15 protein-coding genes and 1 pseudogene are annotated in these 18163 nt (G+C 73.4%); 12 read left to right on the top strand and 4 right to left on the bottom strand.

Going from position 1 to position 18163, the window contains the following annotated elements:
* The first annotated feature begins 67 nt into the window (after nucleotides 1-67).
* Nucleotides 68-865 (top strand): adenosylcobinamide-GDP ribazoletransferase, encoded by a 798-nt coding sequence (locus ACWD0J_RS01435; protein ID WP_451493659.1) that lies wholly within the window; start codon nucleotides 68-70, stop codon nucleotides 863-865.
* On the opposite strand, the gene ACWD0J_RS01430 is transcribed toward ACWD0J_RS01435, so the two are convergent.
* A complete protein-coding gene (locus tag ACWD0J_RS01430; RefSeq protein ID WP_451493658.1) occupies nucleotides 862-1653 on the bottom strand; it encodes an endo alpha-1,4 polygalactosaminidase in 792 nt (263 codons plus the stop codon). The genes ACWD0J_RS01435 and ACWD0J_RS01430 overlap by 4 nt on opposite strands.
* Before the next feature lie 240 nt (nucleotides 1654-1893).
* Between ACWD0J_RS01430 and ACWD0J_RS01425 the strand changes: the two genes are divergently transcribed.
* The 7 genes from ACWD0J_RS01425 (at nucleotide 1894) to ACWD0J_RS01395 (ending at nucleotide 12876) form a co-directional block, all read left to right on the top strand.
* Nucleotides 1894-3429, top strand: a complete 1536-nt coding sequence (locus ACWD0J_RS01425; protein WP_451493657.1) for a leucyl aminopeptidase — start codon at nucleotides 1894-1896, stop codon at nucleotides 3427-3429.
* A gap of 303 nt (nucleotides 3430-3732) precedes the next feature.
* Nucleotides 3733-5121 carry a dihydrolipoyl dehydrogenase gene (gene lpdA / locus ACWD0J_RS01420; RefSeq protein ID WP_451493656.1) on the top strand — a complete coding sequence of 463 codons (1389 nt, stop codon included), beginning with the start codon at nucleotides 3733-3735 and terminating at the stop codon, nucleotides 5119-5121.
* 60 nt (nucleotides 5122-5181) lie between these two features.
* Entirely contained in the window at nucleotides 5182-7029 is a 1848-nt protein-coding gene (gene sucB / locus ACWD0J_RS01415; RefSeq protein WP_451493655.1) for a 2-oxoglutarate dehydrogenase, E2 component, dihydrolipoamide succinyltransferase, read from the top strand.
* 221 nt (nucleotides 7030-7250) lie between these two features.
* Complete coding sequence (locus ACWD0J_RS01410; protein ID WP_451493654.1) at nucleotides 7251-7874, top strand: GntR family transcriptional regulator; 624 nt, start codon at nucleotides 7251-7253, stop codon at nucleotides 7872-7874.
* A 300-nt stretch (nucleotides 7875-8174) separates the two neighbouring features.
* Nucleotides 8175-10886: a pyruvate dehydrogenase (acetyl-transferring), homodimeric type gene (gene aceE, locus ACWD0J_RS01405; RefSeq protein ID WP_451493653.1), complete on the top strand. Its 2712-nt coding sequence runs from the start codon at nucleotides 8175-8177 to the stop codon at nucleotides 10884-10886.
* A gap of 423 nt (nucleotides 10887-11309) precedes the next feature.
* The gene (locus tag ACWD0J_RS01400; protein WP_451493652.1) at nucleotides 11310-12284 is read left to right on the top strand and encodes a helix-turn-helix transcriptional regulator; all 975 of its coding nucleotides are present in this window, start codon (nucleotides 11310-11312) and stop codon (nucleotides 12282-12284) included.
* A gap of 73 nt (nucleotides 12285-12357) precedes the next feature.
* Nucleotides 12358-12876, top strand: a complete 519-nt coding sequence (locus ACWD0J_RS01395) for a DUF4240 domain-containing protein (RefSeq protein WP_451493847.1) — start codon at nucleotides 12358-12360, stop codon at nucleotides 12874-12876.
* 79 nt (nucleotides 12877-12955) lie between these two features.
* Here the strand turns inward: ACWD0J_RS01395 and ACWD0J_RS01390 are convergent, their stop codons facing one another.
* The gene (locus ACWD0J_RS01390; protein WP_451493651.1) at nucleotides 12956-13153 is read right to left on the bottom strand and encodes a hypothetical protein; all 198 of its coding nucleotides are present in this window, start codon (nucleotides 13151-13153) and stop codon (nucleotides 12956-12958) included.
* An 89-nt stretch (nucleotides 13154-13242) separates the two neighbouring features.
* Nucleotides 13243-14055 carry a peptidoglycan recognition protein family protein gene (locus ACWD0J_RS01385; protein WP_451493650.1) on the bottom strand — a complete coding sequence of 271 codons (813 nt, stop codon included), beginning with the start codon at nucleotides 14053-14055 and terminating at the stop codon, nucleotides 13243-13245.
* A 382-nt stretch (nucleotides 14056-14437) separates the two neighbouring features.
* On the opposite strand from ACWD0J_RS01385, the gene ACWD0J_RS01380 reads away from it, so the two are divergent.
* Together ACWD0J_RS01380 and ACWD0J_RS01375 are read left to right on the top strand one after the other, a co-directional pair.
* On the top strand, nucleotides 14438-15622 hold the full coding sequence (locus ACWD0J_RS01380) for a MarP family serine protease (protein WP_451493649.1): 1185 nt from the start codon (nucleotides 14438-14440) through the stop codon (nucleotides 15620-15622).
* A gap of 96 nt (nucleotides 15623-15718) precedes the next feature.
* Nucleotides 15719-15946: a hypothetical protein gene (locus ACWD0J_RS01375; protein ID WP_451493648.1), complete on the top strand. Its 228-nt coding sequence runs from the start codon at nucleotides 15719-15721 to the stop codon at nucleotides 15944-15946.
* Here the strand turns inward: ACWD0J_RS01375 and ACWD0J_RS01370 are convergent.
* Entirely contained in the window at nucleotides 15927-16424 is a 498-nt protein-coding gene (locus ACWD0J_RS01370) for an N-acetyltransferase family protein (protein WP_451493647.1), read from the bottom strand. The two genes, ACWD0J_RS01375 and ACWD0J_RS01370, sit on opposite strands and share 20 nt — an antisense overlap.
* Nucleotides 16425-16489: 65 nt before the next feature.
* On the opposite strand from ACWD0J_RS01370, the gene ACWD0J_RS01365 reads away from it, so the two are divergent.
* Nucleotides 16490-17386 carry a TIGR01777 family oxidoreductase gene (locus ACWD0J_RS01365; protein ID WP_451493646.1) on the top strand — a complete coding sequence of 299 codons (897 nt, stop codon included), beginning with the start codon at nucleotides 16490-16492 and terminating at the stop codon, nucleotides 17384-17386.
* A gap of 158 nt (nucleotides 17387-17544) precedes the next feature.
* Nucleotides 17545-18069 (top strand): annotated as a pseudogene (locus tag ACWD0J_RS01360) (FAD-dependent oxidoreductase); the annotation flags it as partial.
* Nucleotides 18070-18163 lie beyond the last annotated feature (94 nt).

The following is an 18163-nucleotide window of genomic DNA, read 5'->3' as shown; positions in this document are numbered from 1 at the left end:
CCTTCCCGGTCGTCCTGGGCGCCCCGCCGGGCCGCCGGGCCGCCGGGCCGCCGGGTAGCCTGCGCCGGTGTCCACGACCCCCTCACCCGCCTCCTGGCCGGACGGCCTGCGCTTCGCCTTCGGCACGCTCACCGCGCTCCCGGTCGAGGTGAGCCGCTGGGACCGGGAGGCCGCCCGCGCGGGCATGCTCTGCGCTCCCGCGGCCGGGCTGGCGGTCGGCGCGTGCGCGGCCGTCCTCGGTGTGCTCCTGCTGTTCCTCGGCGCGGGCCCGCTGCTCGCCGCCGTCGCCTCCGCCGCCGTCCCCGCCGTGCTCACCCGGGGCCTGCATCTGGACGGGCTCGCGGACACCGCGGACGGCCTCGGCAGCGGCCGGCCCGCCGAGGACGCGCTGCGGATCATGAAGCAGTCGGACATCGGACCGTTCGGGGTGATCACCCTCGTCCTCGTGCTGTTCGCCCAGGTGGCCGCGCTGGCACAGCTCTACGGCGCCTCCTGGACGCGGGGCGCCCTGGCCGCCGTCGTCGCGGCGACCGCCGCCCGCCTGGCCCTCACCCTGGCCGCCCGCACCGGGGTCCCGGCCGCCCGGCCGGAGGGGCTCGGCGCGGCGGTGGCGGGCGTGGTCCCGGCGCGGGGCGCGGCGCTCACGGCGGCCGTCGTCCTCGCGGTGGCCGCGGGCGCGGGGGCGCTCCTCGGGGCGTACGACGTCGTCCGTACGGTGCTCGCGGTCGCCGCCGCCGCCGGTGCGGCCGAACTCCTGCTGCGGCACTGCACGCGCCGGTTCGGCGGGGTGACCGGGGACGTGTTCGGGGCTCTCGCGGAGACGGCGGCGACCACCGCGCTCGTGGTGCTGACGCTGGGGACCTAGCAGGCCCGGCGCCAGACCCCCAGCTCGTACTTCTTGAGCATCGAACTCAGCCGCAGGCGACGGGAGTCGGGGCAGAAGCGGCGGGTGGGCAGTTCGTACTCGACGTGGAAGACGGCCTTGCCCGCCGTGACGAACGGCGTCAGGTCGGCGCATTCGGCGTACTGGGCGCACTGTTCGTTGACCGCGAAGTCGAAGTCGCCCACCAGCCGCGGGATCTGGTCCAGGTCGTTCTTCAGCCCCACCGCCAGGCCGCGTTCGTGGGCGAGCCGGGCGATCAGGCGGTTGTAGCGGAGCTGGTCGGAGGACGTCAGAGGGAAGCCGGTGCGGTTGCGGTAGCCGTCCATGTTGTCCGGCTCCACCGCGTCGAAGCCCTTGTCGCGGCACATGTCGACGCGGGCCGCCATCAGGGGTTCCAGGACGTCCGTGCGGCGGATGTCGAGCCAGCGCTCGCCGTCCCAGCCGTTGCCGCGCCCGATGACGGACGCGGGGAACTTCCCGGCGTCGGGGCGCCAGTCCTCCCAGGCGCCGGTGGAGAGGTAGCAGATCACCTTGCGGCCGTCGCGGTGCAGTGCGGCGACCGTCTTCGCGGACTGGTCGAAGCCGTCGATGTCGTAGACCGGCACGTCGACTCCCGTGTCGAGCCGGCCGCTGAGCTGCCACTGCCAGTCCAGGCCGGGGCGCGGTCGCCAGCGCGCACCGGCCGGCTCGCCGGCGGCGTCATCGTCGGGGGCCGTCGTACAGGCCGCCAACAGCAGGAACAGGGCTGCGAGCAGCAGGGGGCGTCTCACCGGGCAGGCTCCAGGGGGTGTGCGGATCAGTGTGCGGATCACGAAGTGGCCATGATGCCGCCGACCGGTGAACACCCGCGGGAATGATCGGCGGCGGGCCCGAGCGTAGGCTCGTGGCGGGGATTTACCCGACCAGGTGAAGACCGTGCCGCGGGAGAGACCTAGGGTCGGCTGTCGGGCCCGGTCGACCCAACCGCATTCGGCCACAGCACACTTCAACGGAAGCGAGATTTCACCACCGTGACTGCTCTCACTCTCAGCACCGCCGCGGCGCCCGGCCTGCGGGCCGACGCGATCGTGATCGGTGTGGCCAAGGGCGCCGAAGGCCCGGTCGTGGCACCGGGCGCCGAGGCCGTGGACAAGGCGTACGACGGCAGACTCGCCGGAGTCCTGGAGACCCTCGGCGCCGCCGGTGCCGAGGGCGAGGTGACGAAGCTGCCCGCTCCGGCCGGCTTCAAGGCGCCGCTCGTGGTGGCGGTGGGCCTGGGCACCGAGCCCGAGAAGGACTCCGGCTTCGACGCCGAGGCGCTGCGCCGGGCCGCCGGTGTGGCCGCGCGTGCCCTCACCGGCGTCAAGAAGGCGGCGTTCGCGCTGCCGCTCACGGACGCCGCCGACGCCGGCGCGGTCGCGGAGGGCGTGCTGCTCGGCGCGTACTCCTTCGACACGTACAAGGACAGCGGCGCGGGCGGCAAGGGCGCCCGGGCGAAGAACGGCAGGGCTCCGCTGGCCGAGGCCGCGCTGCTCGGCGGCAAGCCCCGCGACCGCGTGTACAAGGCGGCACTCGAGCGCGCCACCGCCGTCGCCGAGGAACTGAACCGCGCCCGCGACCTCGTCAACATGCCGCCGAACGACCTCAACCCGGAGGCGTTCGCCGCCGTCGCGCAGGCCGCGGCGAAGGAGCACGGCATCAAGGTGCAGGTCCTCGACGAGAAGGCCCTGGTCAAGGGCGGCTACGGCGGCATCCTCGGGGTCGGCGCCGGATCGGCGTCGGGTCCGCGGCTGGTGAAGCTGTCGTACACCTCCGGCAAGGCGGACAAGCACCTCGCCTTCGTCGGCAAGGGCATCACGTACGACTCGGGCGGCATCTCGCTGAAGCCGGCCGGTCACAACGAGACGATGAAGTGCGACATGAGCGGGGCGGCGGCGGTCTTCGCCGCCGTGGTCGCCGCCGCGCGTCTGGGCCTGGAGGTCAACGTCACCGGCTGGCTGGCGCTGGCCGAGAACATGCCGTCCGGCACCGCGACGCGGCCGGGTGACGTGCTGCGCATGTACAGCGGCAAGACGGTGGAGGTCCTCAACACCGACGCCGAGGGCCGGCTCGTCCTGGCCGACGCGCTGTGGGCCGCCTCGGAGGAGAAGCCGGACGCGATCGTGGACGTGGCGACGCTGACCGGCGCGATGATGCTGGCGCTGGGCAGCCGGACGTTCGGGATCATGGCGAACGACGAGGCGTTCCGCTCCGCGGTGCACGAGGCCGCCGAGGAGGTGGGGGAGCCGGCGTGGCCGATGCCGTTGCCGGAGCACCTGCGCAAGGGCATGGACTCGTCCACGGCCGACATCGCGAACATGGGCGAGCGGATGGGCGGCGGGCTGGTCGCCGGGCTCTTCCTGCGCGAGTTCGTGGGCGAGGGGATCACCTGGGCGCACCTCGACATCGCCGGGCCGGCGTTCAACGAGGGCGGGCCGTTCGGGTACACGCCGAAGGGCGGTACGGGTACCGCCGTGCGGACGCTGGTGCGGCTGGCCGAGCTGACGGCCGCGGGCGATCTGGGGTGACGACCGCGTAGGAGCCCCATCCGGCCGGTTCGCCGGCGGCTGCGGGGGCGTGGGGACTGGTCGCGCAGTTCCCCGCGCCCCCGGGGCGTCGCGGTCACCGCGTATCGGCACCGCCCGCGTCGCGCTCAGGTGAAGGTGGGACGTCTCACACACCGGCCCGGCGTCTCTTCCCGCGTCGACAAGTGCGAAGATGGGGCTCGGCAGGACAGGGCCCCACCGAAGGGCCGAAGAACGAGCGGCCGGACACCAGCCGCCGACCGGTCACCGCAGACCGGCGTGGCGCACATGCATGGAGGACGTGACGTGGCGAACGACGCCAGCACCGTTTTCGACCTAGTGATCCTCGGCGGTGGTAGCGGTGGTTACGCCGCGGCCCTGCGCGGGGCGCAGCTGGGCCTGGACGTCGCCCTGATCGAGAAGGACAAGGTCGGCGGTACCTGCCTGCACCGGGGGTGCATCCCCACCAAGGCCCTGCTGCACGCGGGCGAGATCGCCGACCAGGCCCGCGAGAGCGAGCAGTTCGGTGTGAAGGCCACCTTCGAGGGCATCGACGTACCGGCCGTCCACAAGTACAAGGACGGCGTGGTCGCGGGCCTGTACAAGGGTCTGCAGGGGCTCATCGCCTCGCGCAAGGTGACGTACATCGAGGGTGAGGGCCGGCTCTCCTCCCCCACCTCCGTCGACGTGAACGGCCAGCGCGTCCAGGGCCGCCACGTGCTGCTGGCGACCGGCTCCGTCCCGAAGTCGCTGCCGGGCCTGGAGATCGACGGCAACCGGATCATCTCCTCCGACCACGCCCTCGTCCTGGACCGCGTGCCGAAGTCGGCGATCGTCCTCGGCGGCGGGGTCATCGGCGTCGAGTTCGCCTCCGCCTGGAAGTCCTTCGGCACGGACATCACGATCATCGAGGGCCTCAAGCACCTCGCCCCCCTCGAGGACGAGAACTCCTCCAAGCTTCTTGAGCGCGCGTTCCGCAAGCGCGGCATCAAGTTCAACCTGGGCACCTTCTTCTCGAAGGCCGAGTACACCCAGGACGGTGTCAAGGTCACCCTCGCCGACGGCAAGGAGTTCGAGGCCGAGCTGCTGCTGGTGGCCGTCGGCCGCGGCCCCGTCTCCCAGGGCCTGGGCTACGAGGAGCAGGGCGTCGCCATGGACCGCGGCTACGTCCTGGTCGACGAGTACATGCGCACCAACGTTCCGACCATCTCCGCCGTCGGCGACCTGGTCCCCACGCTCCAGCTCGCGCACGTCGGCTTCGCCGAGGGCATCCTGGTGGCGGAGCGGCTGGCCGGTCTGAAGACCGTCCCGATCGACTACGACGGTGTCCCGCGGGTGACGTACTGCCACCCGGAGGTCGCCTCCGTCGGCATCACCGAGGCCAAGGCCAAGGAGATCTACGGCGCGGACAAGGTCGTCGCTCTGAAGTACAACCTGGCGGGCAACGGCAGGAGCAAGATCCTGAACACCGCGGGCGAGATCAAGCTCGTCCAGGTGAAGGACGGTGCCGTGGTCGGCGTCCACATGGTCGGCGACCGCATGGGCGAGCAGGTCGGCGAAGCCCAGCTGATCTACAACTGGGAGGCGCTGCCCTCCGAGGTCGCCCAGCTCATCCACGCCCACCCGACGCAGAACGAGGCGCTCGGCGAGGCCCACCTGGCGCTGGCCGGCAAGCCCCTCCACGCGCACGACTGACCCTCGGTCGACGAACGCGACGACACAGACTTCCGCAATTCGTAAGGAGCAACCGAAACCATGGCGGTTTCCGTAACCCTTCCGGCGCTCGGCGAGAGCGTCACCGAGGGCACCGTCACCCGCTGGCTGAAGGCCGAGGGTGAGCGCGTCGAGGCCGACGAGCCGCTGCTCGAGGTCTCCACCGACAAGGTCGACACCGAGATCCCCTCGCCCGCCGCCGGCATCCTGGCGTCCATCAAGGTCGCCGAGGACGAGACCGTCGAGGTCGGCGCCGAGCTGGCCGTCATCGACGACGGCACGGGTGCGGCTGACGCCGCTCCGGCTCCGGCCGCCGAGGAGGTCGCCCCGCCGGCGCCCGAGCCGGCGCCCGCGGCGCAGCCGTCCACCGAGCAGGCCGCCCCGGCGCCCGCTCCCACCGCCGAGGCCGCCTCGGGCGGCGGCAGCGCCGAGGGCACGGACGTCGTCCTGCCCGCGCTCGGCGAGTCCGTCACCGAGGGCACCGTCACCCGGTGGCTGAAGGAGGTCGGCGACTCCGTCGAGGCCGACGAGCCGCTGCTGGAGGTCTCCACCGACAAGGTCGACACCGAGATCCCGGCGCCCACCTCCGGTGTGCTGCTGGAGATCGTGGTCGGCGAGGACGAGACCGCCGAGGTCGGTGCCAAGCTGGCCGTCATCGGCGCCCCGGGCGCGGCTCCGGCCGCCGCTCCGGCTCCCGAGGCTCCGGCTCCGGCCGCGGAGGCCCCCGCCCCCGCGCCGGCTCCGGCCGCCGAGGCCCCCGCCCCGGCTCCGGCTCCGGCCCCCGAGCCGGCCGCCCCCGCGGCTCCGGCCGCTCCGGCTCCGGCCCCGCAGGCGCCCTCGGCTCCGGCCCCGCAGCAGCAGACCACCCCGGCTCCCGAGCCGGCCCCGGCCGCTCCGGCGCCCGCGCCCGCCCCGGCGGCCGCCCCGGCTCCGGCTCCGGCCGCCACCTCCGGTGACGACGGCGCCTACGTGACCCCGCTGGTGCGCAAGCTCGCCGCCGAGAACAGCGTCGACCTGTCCACCGTCAAGGGCACCGGCGTCGGCGGCCGGATCCGCAAGCAGGACGTCATCGCCGCCGCCGAGGCCGCGAAGGCCGCCGCTGCGGCTCCGGCTCCGGCCGCCGCCCCGGCCGCCGCCGCGAAGAAGGCCCCGAAGCTGGAGGCCTCCCCGCTGCGCGGCCAGACCGTCAAGATGCCGCGGATCCGCAAGGTCATCGGCGACAACATGGTCAAGGCGCTGCACGAGCAGGCCCAGCTGTCCTCGGTCGTCGAGGTCGACGTGACCCGCCTGATGCGCCTGCGCAACCAGGCCAAGGACTCCTTCGCCGCGCGCGAGGGCGTCAAGCTCTCCCCGATGCCGTTCTTCGTGAAGGCGGCGGCCCAGGCGCTGAAGGCCCACCCGGTCATCAACGCCAGGATCAACGAGGCCGAGGGCACGATCACCTACTTCGACACCGAGAGCGTCGGTATCGCGGTGGACTCCGAGAAGGGCCTGATGACCCCGGTCATCAAGCACGCCGGCGACCTCAACATCGCCGGTATCGCCAAGGCCACGGCGGAGCTCGCGGGCAAGGTCCGCGCCAGCAAGATCACTCCGGACGAGCTGTCCGGCGCGACCTTCACCATCTCCAACACCGGTTCGCGCGGCGCGCTCTTCGACACGATCATCGTGCCGCCGAACCAGGTCGCGATCCTGGGCATCGGTGCCACGGTCAAGCGTCCGGCCGTCATCGAGACGGAGGAGGGTACGGTCATCGGCGTCCGCGACATGACGTACCTGACCCTGTCCTACGACCACCGTCTGGTGGACGGCGCCGACGCGGCCCGTTACCTGACCGCGGTCAAGGCGATCCTGGAGGCGGGCGAGTTCGAGGTCGAGCTCGGCCTGTAAGCAGGGATCCCGCTTGTACGGTGCCCCCGTCCGGAGTTCTCCGGGCGGGGGCACCGCGCTTTCCCCCCGGGGTCGGCGGACCCCCGTCCCGGAACGTGTAAGTCTCGTCTCACCTGCGCGAAAGCGCCCCCGTGCGCCCTTCCCCGAAGCGCCCACGGCCTTATTGTCTAAACGTCGAACGCCCCCGGGGCCGATGGGCGGCCCCTCCTTAAGGAGCCCTCATGACCGCGCCCGTCGTCCACTCGCTGCGCGAACAGATCCGCGAGCACATCGTGGAGGGGATCGTCAGCGGGCGCTGGAAGCCGGGCGAGCGGATCGTGGAGCGACGGATCGCGACCGAGCTGGAGGTCAGCCAGACGCCGGTGCGGGAGGCGTTGCGCGAGCTGGAGTCGCTGCGGCTGATCGAGTCGGCGCCGAACAAGGGCGTACGGGTGCGGAACCTGACGGCGGCCGACCTGGAGGAGAGCTACCCCGTCCGGGCCGGCCTGGAGGCCATCGCGGCGGAGCTGGCGGCGGGGCGGCTGGCGGAGGACTGCTCGGCCCTGGAGCCGCACGTGGCCGCGCTGTACGAGGCCGACCGCGCGTCGGACGGCACGGCCCAGGTGCGGCACACGGTGGGCTTCCACCGCGAGCTGGTCCGGGCGGCGGGCAACTCGGTGCTGCTGCACACCTGGGAGGGGCTGGGCATCGAGGTGTTCACGGCCCTGTCGATCCGCTGGCTGGGGACGGTGCAGCAGTCGTACGCGGAGGAGCACGAGGAACTGATGGCCGCGTTCCGGCGCCGGGACCCGCGGATCGCGGACCTCGTGAAGGCGCACGTGCTGGGGTGCGCGCCGCGCGCTTGACCGGTCACCGGAGCGGGTGTGCGCTCAGACGTGCTCTCACCTGCGGAAATCCCGGGCCTGGTACGACACTCGGTGTCTCCGGCGGAGGCACCGCGTGCCGACTTTCTCGTAATCGAGAGGTTTTGCCCTTCAACCCTTTGATCGATCATCGATCAGGGAGTTACAGTCACCGACGGGTCGCGCGGCGGAGCCTCACCTGGACACCGCACCGAGGCCCCAACGCCCTGTCCTGCCAAAGACAAAGGGCACCCCGAACCCTTACCGATGAGGGAACCCCCTTCGACTGAGGAAGGCGGCGACATGACCGACCCCCACGCCATCCAGCCGAGCGCTCTCGACCAGCTCCCCGACCGGGACCCGGAGGAGACCGCCGAATGGCGGGCCTCGCTGGACGCGGTCGCCAAGGCGGCCGGGCCGCACCGTGCCGCGTACCTGATGCGGCGCACGCTGGAGCGTGCCGAGGGCAACGGCATCGCGCTGCCCAAGCTGCTCGAGACGGACTACGTCAACACCATCCCCACCGCCGCCGAGCCCGCCCCGCCGGGTGACGAGGCGATGGAGGCCCGGATCACCGCCTGGAACCGCTGGAACGCGGCCGCGATGGTGACCCGGGGCGCGAAACACGGCGTCGGCGGCCACATCGCCACCTTCGCCTCGGCGGCCTGGCTCTACGAGACGGGCTTCAACCACTTCTTCCAGGGCAAGGAGTCCGAGGACTCCCCCGGCTCCGGCGACCAGCTCTACATCCAGGGCCACGCCTCCCCCGGCATCTACGCCCGCGCCTTCCTCGACGGCCGGCTGACCGAGACGCACCTCGACAACTTCCGCCAGGAGGCGGGCGGCAACGGTCTCCCGTCGTACCCGCACCCGCGGCGCCTGCCCTGGCTGTGGGAGTTCCCGACGGTGTCGATGGGCCTCGGCCCGCTCTCCGCGATCTACCAGGCGCGCTTCAACCGCTACCTGACGCACCGCGGCATCAAGGACGTCTCCGCGTCCCACGTGTGGGCGTTCCTCGGTGACGGCGAGATGGACGAGCCCGAGTCGACGGCGGCCCTCGCGCTCGCCGCCCGCGAGGAGCTCGACAACCTCACCTTCGTCATCAACTGCAACCTCCAGCGCCTCGACGGCCCGGTCCGCGCCAACTTCAAGATCGTGCAGGAGCTGGAGGCCCAGTTCCGCGGCGCCGGCTGGAACGTCGTCAAGACGCTGTGGGGTTCGGCCTGGGACGAGCTGTTCCAGCTCGACACCACCGGCGCGCTCGTCCGGCGGCTGCGCGAGGTGCCCGACGCCCAGGTGCAGACGTACCAGACCCGGGACGCCGCCTACATCCGCCAGGACTTCTTCGGCTCCGACCCGGCGCTCGCCGAGATGGCGAAGCTGCTGAGCGACGACAAGATCCTGGAGTGTTTCCACCTCTCGCGCGGTGGCCACGAGGCCCGCAAGGTGTACGCGGCCTACAAGGCGGCCGTCGAGCACAAGGGCGCCCCGACGGTCATCCTGGCCCAGACGGTCAAGGGCCACACCCTCGGTGAGGGCTTCGCGTCGAAGAACGCCAACCACCAGATGAAGAAGCTCTCGGTGGACGAGTTCAAGGCGATGCGCGACCTGCTGGAACTGCCGATCAGGGACAGCGACTTCGTCGACGGCGTGGTGCCCTACGGCCACCCGGGCGCCGACTCCCCCGAGGTCCGCTACCTCCAGGAGCGCCGCGCGGCCCTCGGCGGCCCGGCCCCGGCCCGCCGTACGCACGCCCTCGCGCCGCTCCCGGCCCCGGCCGACAAGACGTTCGCCTCCTTCGACAAGGGCTCGGGCTCGCAGAACGTGGCGACCACCATGGCGTTCGTCCGCCTGGTCAAGGACCTGGTCCGCGACAAGGAGACCGGCAAGCGCTGGGTGCCGATCGTCCCCGACGAGGCGCGCACCTTCGGCATGGAGTCGCTGTTCCCCTCGCTCGGCATCTACTCGCCCAAGGGCCAGACGTACGAGCCGGTCGACCGCGACCAGCTGATGTACTACAAGGAGGCCACGAACGGCCAGATCCTCAACGAGGGGATCACCGAGGCCGGTTCGATGGCCGACTTCATCGCCGCGTCCACCGCGTACTCCACGCACGGCGAAGCGATGATCCCGTTCTACATCTTCTACTCGATGTTCGGCTGGCAGCGCACGGCCGACCAGATGTGGCAGCTCGGCGACCAGCTCGGCCGCGGCTTCCTGGTCGGCGCGACGGCCGGCCGCACCACCCTGACCGGTGAGGGCCTCCAGCACGCCGACGGCCACTCCCCCGTCATCGCGGCGACCAACCCGGCCGCCCTGACGTACGACCCGGCGTTCGCGTACGAGATCGCGGCGATCGTCAAGGACGGCCTGCGCCGGATGTACGGCGAGGCGGCCCCGGGCGAGGACCCGAACGTCTTCTACTACCTGACCGTCTACAACGAGCCGATGCCGCAGCCGGCCAAGCCGTCCGGCCCTGGCGTCGACGAGGGCATCGTCAAGGGGCTGTACCGCTTCAACACGGCGGAGTCGGCCGGGTTCTCCCCGGTGGCCAACGCCCCGCGGATCCAGCTCCTCGGCTCCGGTACGGCGATCCACTGGGTGCTCAAGGCGCAGCGGATGCTGGCCGAGGACTGGGGCGTGGCCGCCGACGTGTGGTCCGCGACCTCCTGGACCGAGCTGCGCCGGGACGCCCTGGAGGCCGACGCGGCCCTGCTGCGCGGCGAGGAGCGGGTGCCGTACGTCCGGCAGGCGCTGCAGAGCGCCGAGGGCCCCGTGCTGGCGGTCTCCGACTACATGCGCCAGGTCCCGGACCAGATCGCGCAGTGGGTCGAGCAGGACTGGTCCTCGCTGGGCGCCGACGGCTTCGGTCTGTCGGACACCCGCGAGGCGGCCCGCCGCCACTTCGGCGTCGACGCCGAGTCGGTCGTCGTGGCGGCCCTGGCCCAGCTGGCCCGCCGCGGCGAGGTCCAGGCGACGGCGGTGAAGGAGGCGCGCGAGCGCTACGGGCTGTAGGCCCGGGGTCCTTCGGGGCGGGGGGATCCGACTGGCGTCAGCCGCGGGTCCCCTCGCCGCGTTTCCGGCCCTGGCCCGGTTCGATTCCGGCCCCGGTCCGGCCGGCCCGGTCGCGGTCGCATGCCGCCTGCGGGGCCGTCGTGGCCGGTCGCGCAGTTCCCCGCGCCCCTTGAGGGCTCCCGTCGGACGTTGGCTGCGGGGCCGTCGTGGCGGATCGCGCGGTTCCCCGCGCCCCTTCGAGGGCTGCCGTCGTGCCTTGCTCGGTGGGGGCGGGGTTCTGTGGGGGTGTGGGTGGGTGGGGAGGGTTTTCGGGGGCGCGAGGAACTGCGCTGCCGGTAGCTGCGGGCCCGCGCCGGGATTGGCGTCGGCGGAGACTCCCGTACTCGCGCACACCGGTGGTGCGGGCGCCTGCATCATGGCCGTATGCGTGCTGCCCGTCTCATCAAAATGGTGCTGCTGCTCCAGTCCCGGCCGTCCATGACGGCCGCCGAGCTGGCGCGGGAGCTGGAGGTGTCCGAGCGGACCGTGACCCGGGACGCTCAGGCGCTGTCGGAGGCGGGGGTGCCGGTGTACGCCGACCGGGGACGGGCCGGGGGCTACCGGCTGATCGGCGGCTACCGGACGCGGCTGACCGGGCTGGCCCGCGGTGAGGCGGAGGCGCTGTTCCTGTCGGGGGTGCCGGGCGCGCTGCGCGAGATGGGCCTGGAGGACGCGGCCTCGGCGGCCCGGCTGAAGGTGTCCGCGGCCCTGCTCCCGTCGGTGCGGGACGCCTCGCGCACGGCGGCGCAGCGGTTCCACCTGGACGCGCCGAGCTGGTTCAAGGAGCCGAAGACGCCCGAGGTGCTGCCCGCCGTCGCGGACGCGGTGTGGGACGACCGGCGGATCAGCGCCCGGTACTGGCGCGGTGAGGGCGAGGTGGTCCGGGAGCTGGAGCCGTACGGGCTGGTGCTCAAGGCGGGGGTCTGGTACCTGTGCGCGCGGGTCGCGGGGCGCGGCGCGTACCGGGTGTACCGGATCGACCGGTTCACGGCGGTGGACACCGGCGAGGAGCGGTTCACGCGGGACGAGGAGTTCGACCTGCCGGGGTTCTGGGAGGAGCGGGCCGAGCAGTTCGCGCGGTCGATCCTGCGCGCCGAGGTGGTCGTACGGCTGTCGCGGGACGGGGCGCGGGCGCTGCCGTACACCGTGGACGCCCGGTCGGCCCGGGAGGCGCTGGAGGCCGCGGACGGACCGGACGGGGACGGGTGGGTGACGGTGACCCTCCCGGTGGAGTCCGAGGAGGTCGCGCACAGCCAGCTCGCGGCGCTCGGCCCGGAGGCCGAGGTGCTGGCGCCGGACAGCCTGCGGGCACGTTTCGTCACGGACGCGGCACGGCTGGCCGCCCTGTACGGGACATAACATCGTCGCGGACATAACAATCCGCCTCACTCCACGTGCGACCCACCCGTCCAGGGCCGATGCTGGACCCGTGATGGACGAGACGGAGTTCTGGGAGCTGGTGGACGCCAGCCGCGAGGCCGCCGAGGGCGACCCCGAGGAGCAGGCCGACCTGCTGGTGGACCGGCTGCTCCAGCTGGACCCGGAGATGGTCCTCGACTTCGCCCGTCACTTCGAGGCCCGCTACAACCGCGCGTACACCTGGGACCTGTGGGGCGCGGCCTGGGTCCTGCTGGACGGGGCGAGCGACGACGCGTTCGACTTCTTCCGGTGCTGGCTGATCGGCCAGGGCCGCGAGGTGTACGAGGGCGCCGTGCACGACCCCGACGCGCTCGCCGATCTCCTGGACGACTTCGACGAGGAGCTCGACGGTGACGGCGAGGAGCTCGGGTACGCGGCGGACGAGGCCTACGAACAGCTCACCGGGGTCGTCGCCCCCGACCTCGGCATCCCGCCCGCGGCGTCGGAGCCGGCCGGCACACCCGTCGACTTCGAGAACGAGCGGGTGCTGGCGGAGCGCTATCCCAAGCTGTGGGAGCGGTTCAAGGGCTGACGGGCGGGCGGTGCGCCGGTCCTCCGGCGCCCGTCCTGATGCGACGGTCGTGATGCGACGGTCGTGATGTGCCCGGTCCTCAGGCGACGACCCGTCGGCGGGTCGTGTCCGCCGGGACGTACGCCTGCGTCTGGTCCGCCTTCACCGCGTGGTGCATCGGCGCCCGGTTGGCCTGGTCGAGCGCGGACGCGGTGACGGCGGCCGGTCCCAGGACGACGGTCGCGACCGCGCAGACCACGGTCCACACGCGGCTGCTGCTCCTCATGGTGCTGCTCATGATCCCCACCTCAGGTCGGCTGCTGTCACCGACCGTAGGCCGCGGGGATCTCAGGACCCTGCGGGCCCGCTGTGCCCTGCCTGTGAGCCTCATGGCCGTCCCTGCAGCCGTGCCGCCAGTTCCCTGATCTCCGGCAGGCGGGCGCTCAGCGCGGCGCCCGGGCAGCTGGTCATGTAGCCGTCGTCGTGGCCCGCGAGCGCGGGCAGCGAGGCGGCGGCGCCGGCCGCGAACCGGCTGTGGCTGTTGCTGGAGACCAGGCGGACCCGCGCGCGGGGATCGACGTCCGCCGGGCCCAGTTTCCAGGCGGCGAGCGCGGCGATCGCGTCGGTCATCGCCGTCGGGACGGGGACGCCCGCGGTGAACGTGCCGAGGGCGGCGACGCCCGTCGTGCGGTGGTTGAAGCCCTGGGTGTGGGCGCCGGTCACGGCCCGGTCGATGCCGCCCGCGCGGCCCTCGTAGATGGTGCCGCAGCGGTCGACGAGGAAGTTGTAGCCGATGTCGTCCCACGCGCGGGCGCCGGTCTGGCCCGTGTACAGGGAGCGGATGATGCGGGGCGCGTCGGCGCAGTCGTAGGCGTTGGGCGAGTCGGTGTGGTGGACGAAGACGGCGACGACCTTGTCGTCGTAGCGCGGCGGTGGCTGGGCGCGCCGGGTGCCGGCGTTCAGCCAGGACGTCCGGGGCACGACGCGCGGTCTGGCCGCGGCGTGCGCGCCGGCCTGCCGGGCGGCGAGGGTCTGCCGGCCGGAGCGGGCCTCGACCGTGTGCTCGACGCCGCTGGCGCACAGCACCAGCCCCCCGGCGGCGGCCAGGCCCGGCAGGCAGCCGAGCAGCAGGAGCACGGCGGCCGGTATCCGTACGGGACGCCGTTTCCGTGCCCGCCGCGGTCTTCGCAGGACGCACATGCTTCCCACTGTCGGCCGGATCCGACGCGTCCGCGATGTGTGCTGTGCCACCCGGTGGAACCATCGTCCGGGTCCGCGACGTTTCCCCAGGTGCGCGCGGGCGTGGCCGGTTCCGGTGGCCACGCGCGCGGGTGGCTGATCACTGGGCCCGTGCCGCGCGTACTAGGGCGTGTTTCGAAAGTGGCGTCGTTCGCCCGGAGGGCGGGGCTCGCGGCGTCTGGTGCGGTGCATCGCAAGGCGGAGGGTCGTCCGCGTACCGGGTGTACGTGGACGATCCCGACAACCCGGCGAGGTGCCGTGCCAGGCGTCGCGAGCCAGACGGGACTTTCGAAGCACGCCCTGGGAGACACCCCCGTGAGGGGTCCGAGAGAAAGGCGGCTCCGTGGACCTGCTCGACATCCTGCTGTTGCTGGTGATCCTCGCCTACGCGGCGTCCGGCTACCGGCGCGGCCTGGTGGCCGGCTGTGTCTCGCTCGCCGGTTTCGTGGGCGGCGCGGTCGTCGGCGTGTGGGCGCTGCCGTGGGTGATGGACCTGGCGACGCCGGGCACCACGGCGGCGACGGTGACCGCGGTGCTGACGGTGCTGGTCCCGGCCGTGCTGGGGCACGAACTCGCCGGGCGGCTGGCGCTCACGCTGCGGCGGGAGCTGGACCGGGGGCCGCTGAGGGTGGCCGACGGGGTCGGCGGGGCCGCGGCCAACTCGGTGGCGGTGCTGATCGTGGCGTGGGTGGTCGCCAGCGTGCTGGGCGCGTCGTCGTCGCCCCTGGTCACGACCGCGATCCGGGACTCGACCCTGCTGGGCGCCGTGCAGGACACCATGCCGGACACCACTCCCTCCTGGTTCTCGCGGGCCACGTCCGCGCTGACCGAGGCGGGCTTCCCGCAGGTCTTCAACCCGTTCGAGAACGAGTCGACGGCCGAGGTCGCCAGGCCGACCGGCGACAGCGTCACCGCGAGCGCCACCGACGCCGCCAAGCGGAGCACCGTGAAGATCGAGGGCGTCTCGGGCACCCAGGGCCGCGAGGGCAGCGGCTTCGTGTACGCGCGGGCGCACGTGATGACCAACGCGCATGTGGTGGCCGGCATCGACGATCCGAGTGTGCGGGTCGGCGGCGTCGGCCGGTCGTACGAGGCCCGGGTGGTGCTCTTCGACCCGGACAAGGACGTGGCGGTGCTGTATGTCCCCGGCCTGAGCGCGCCGGTGCTGAGGTTCGACGACGAGGCCCCGCGCGGGGAGGCGGCGGTCGTCGCCGGCTATCCGCAGGACGGCGACCTGAACCTCCAGGCGGCGACCGTGGCGAACCGGGTGCGCGCGACCGGGCAGAACATCTACGGCGACGCGACCGTCACCCGCGAGATCTACTCGATCCGCTCCACCGTCCGCCCCGGCAACTCCGGCGGCCCGCTGCTGACCACCGGCGGCGAGGTCTACGGCGTCGTCTTCGCCCGCTCCACCTCGGACGACGAGACGGGGTACGTGCTGACGGCGGACGAGGTCGCCGACGACGCGGAGCGCGCCGCGAGCGCGACGGCGCCGGTGGACACGGGCGACCTGGTCACGTCCTGACCGGCGCGGGCCGCCGGGCGCCCCGCGGCGGCCCACCCCGCCCTCGGACGGGGCAATGCCGCGTCCGGCGGCCCGCACGGGCGTACCTGTGGGCGCATGTCACCTGCTGTCGTCTCTCTCCGGACCGCCCTGCGGACCGCCCTGCTGCCGGTCTCCCTGTTCGCGCTCACCGCCGCCGCCCCGGCCCGGCACCCGGTCAGCCCGGGCTGGATGCTCGTCGGCTTCGCCACGGCGGCCGCGGTGGCGGGGATCCCGCTGTACCTGGTCGTGCGCAGACGCCGGGAGACCGCCACCGCCGACCAGGTCAGAGGGTGCGTCCCATGAGCACGTCGTCGACGTACCGGCCCTCCAGCAGGAACTCCCCGGGCAGCACGCCCTCCACCACGAAGCCCTCGGACGCGTAGAGCGCCCGGGCCGGGGTGTTGTGCGCCAGCACCCGCAGGGTGATCCGGCGCGCCCCGCTGCTGCGGGCCCGCTCCCGCGCGGCCCGCAGCAGCGCCCGGCCGACTCCGGCGCCCCGCGCCTCCTCGGCGACCACCAGCCCCTGGATCTGGCGGACGTGGGCGTTGCAGGCGAGGGAGGTGGGGAAGCCGAGCTTGAGGTAGCCGACGAGCACACCGTCGAGCTCCGCGACGAGGTGGTCCCGGGGCCCGAACCGCTCGCCGAAGAACGGTTCGTACGGCGGCTCGGGGCGCGGCTGGACGGCGTGCACCGGGGACCAGGCGGCGCGGTCCAGGCGGCCCAGTGGCTCCTCGTCCCCGGAGGTGGCGTGGCGTATGCGGGGTACCGGCATGACGGTCACCCTAGGCCGGAGCCGGCGAGGACCCCAACGGGATTCCCTCGGACCACTGAGCGAGGATGGCGGTCATGAGACGTTCACGTATCGCGGTGGCCGGCGCCTCCGGTCTGATCGGCGGCGCCCTGGTGCGGTCCCTGGCCGCGGACGGGCACGAGGTGGTGCGCCTGGTGCGCCGGGAGCCCCGGGCGGGGGACGAGGTCCGCTGGGACCCCGAGCGCGCGTACGTCGACGCGGCCGGGCTCGCCGGGTGCGACGCCGTGGTCAACCTGGCCGGGGCGAACGTGGGCGGGCGGCGCTGGACGGACGCCTACAAGGCGAGGATCCGGGACAGCCGGGTGCGGGGCACGACCGCTCTCGCCGAGGCGGTCGCCGCCCTGGATGAGCCGCCGCGGGTCTTCGTGAACGGCAGCGCGATGGGCATCTACGGCGAGACCGGCGACCGGCCCGTCGACGAGGACGCGCCGCCCGGGGCGGGCTTCCTGCCCGAGCTGTGCGTGGAGTGGGAGGGCGCCGCGGCGCCGGCCCGGGAGGCGGGCGTCCGGACGGTGTTCACCCGCACGGGCCTGGTCGTGGCCCGCGGGGGCGGCGCCTGGGGGCGGCTGTTCCCGCTGTTCCGGGCGGGGCTCGGCGGGCGGATGGGTGACGGGCGGCAGTACTGGTCGTTCGTCTCGCTGCACGACGAGGTGGCCGCGATCCGGCATCTCATCGACACCGACGGCCTGTCGGGGCCGTTCAACATCACCGCCCCGCGGCCGGTGACGAACCGGGAGATCACCGCGGCGATGGGGCGGGTGCTGCACCGGCCGACGCTGTTCCCGGTGCCCGCGCCGGTGCTGCGGGCGGTGCTCGGCGAGATGGCCGGGGATGTGCTGGGCAGCCAGCGGGTGTTGCCGATGCGGCTGCTGGAGTCGGGGTTCACGTTCGCGTTCCCGGAGATCGAGGGGGCGATCCGGGCGGCTCTGTGACGTCTGCGGTCGTATGCGACCGTCGTGCGACCGTGCCCTGTCGATGCGCGACTGTCCCCGCCCGATCACGGCCCTACCCTCGACCCGAACTCGGGTATCCCCGGAGCCAGTTGGGGGCATGACGTCTCCACCGGCCGCGCAACCTCGAGGAGGGGCACGTGCTTGAGCCCGCGTACCAGGCGGACGTCGTGATCGTGGGAGCCGGGGTCGCCGGGCTCTCGGCGGCACATCGGCTGACCAGCGCAGGAGTGACGACCGCGGTGCTGGAGGCCGCCCCGTGTGCGGGCGGCCGGATGGCGACCGAGAAGGTCGACGGCTTCCGGCTCGACCGCATCGGACAGCTGCTGTCCACGGCGTATCCCGAACTGCGGCGGACGCCCGGGCTGGACGCCCTGGTGCTGCGCCCCTTCGCACCGGGCGTCCTGCTGCACTGCGACGGACGCCGTCACCGGGCGGGCGCGCCCGCCAACGCGGGGGGCGCATGGGGCGCACTCCACGCCGTGCGCGCCCTGGCGACCGCCCCCCGGTCGCCCGCTCCCAAGGGCCGGGGCGCTCCTCGGCCGGCCTCCGCGTCCCGGGACTGGGGTGATCCGGAGCCGGCCGCCGGGCCGGGGAGCCGGGGTGTCCCCCGGCCGGGCGGCGCGGCGAGGGGGGGTCCGTGGCCGGGCGCGCGGTCCGGGAGCGGGCGGTGATGCGCCGGGACGTCGCCTCGTCGTTGATGTGCTTGGCGCCGTTCTCGCAGTACTCGTTGCGATGCCGGTGGCCCGGTGAGGGGTC

The sequence above is a fragment of the Streptomyces sp. NPDC003011 genome, assembly GCF_053591515.1.
This window is presented reverse-complemented; position numbering and strand designations above follow the sequence as displayed.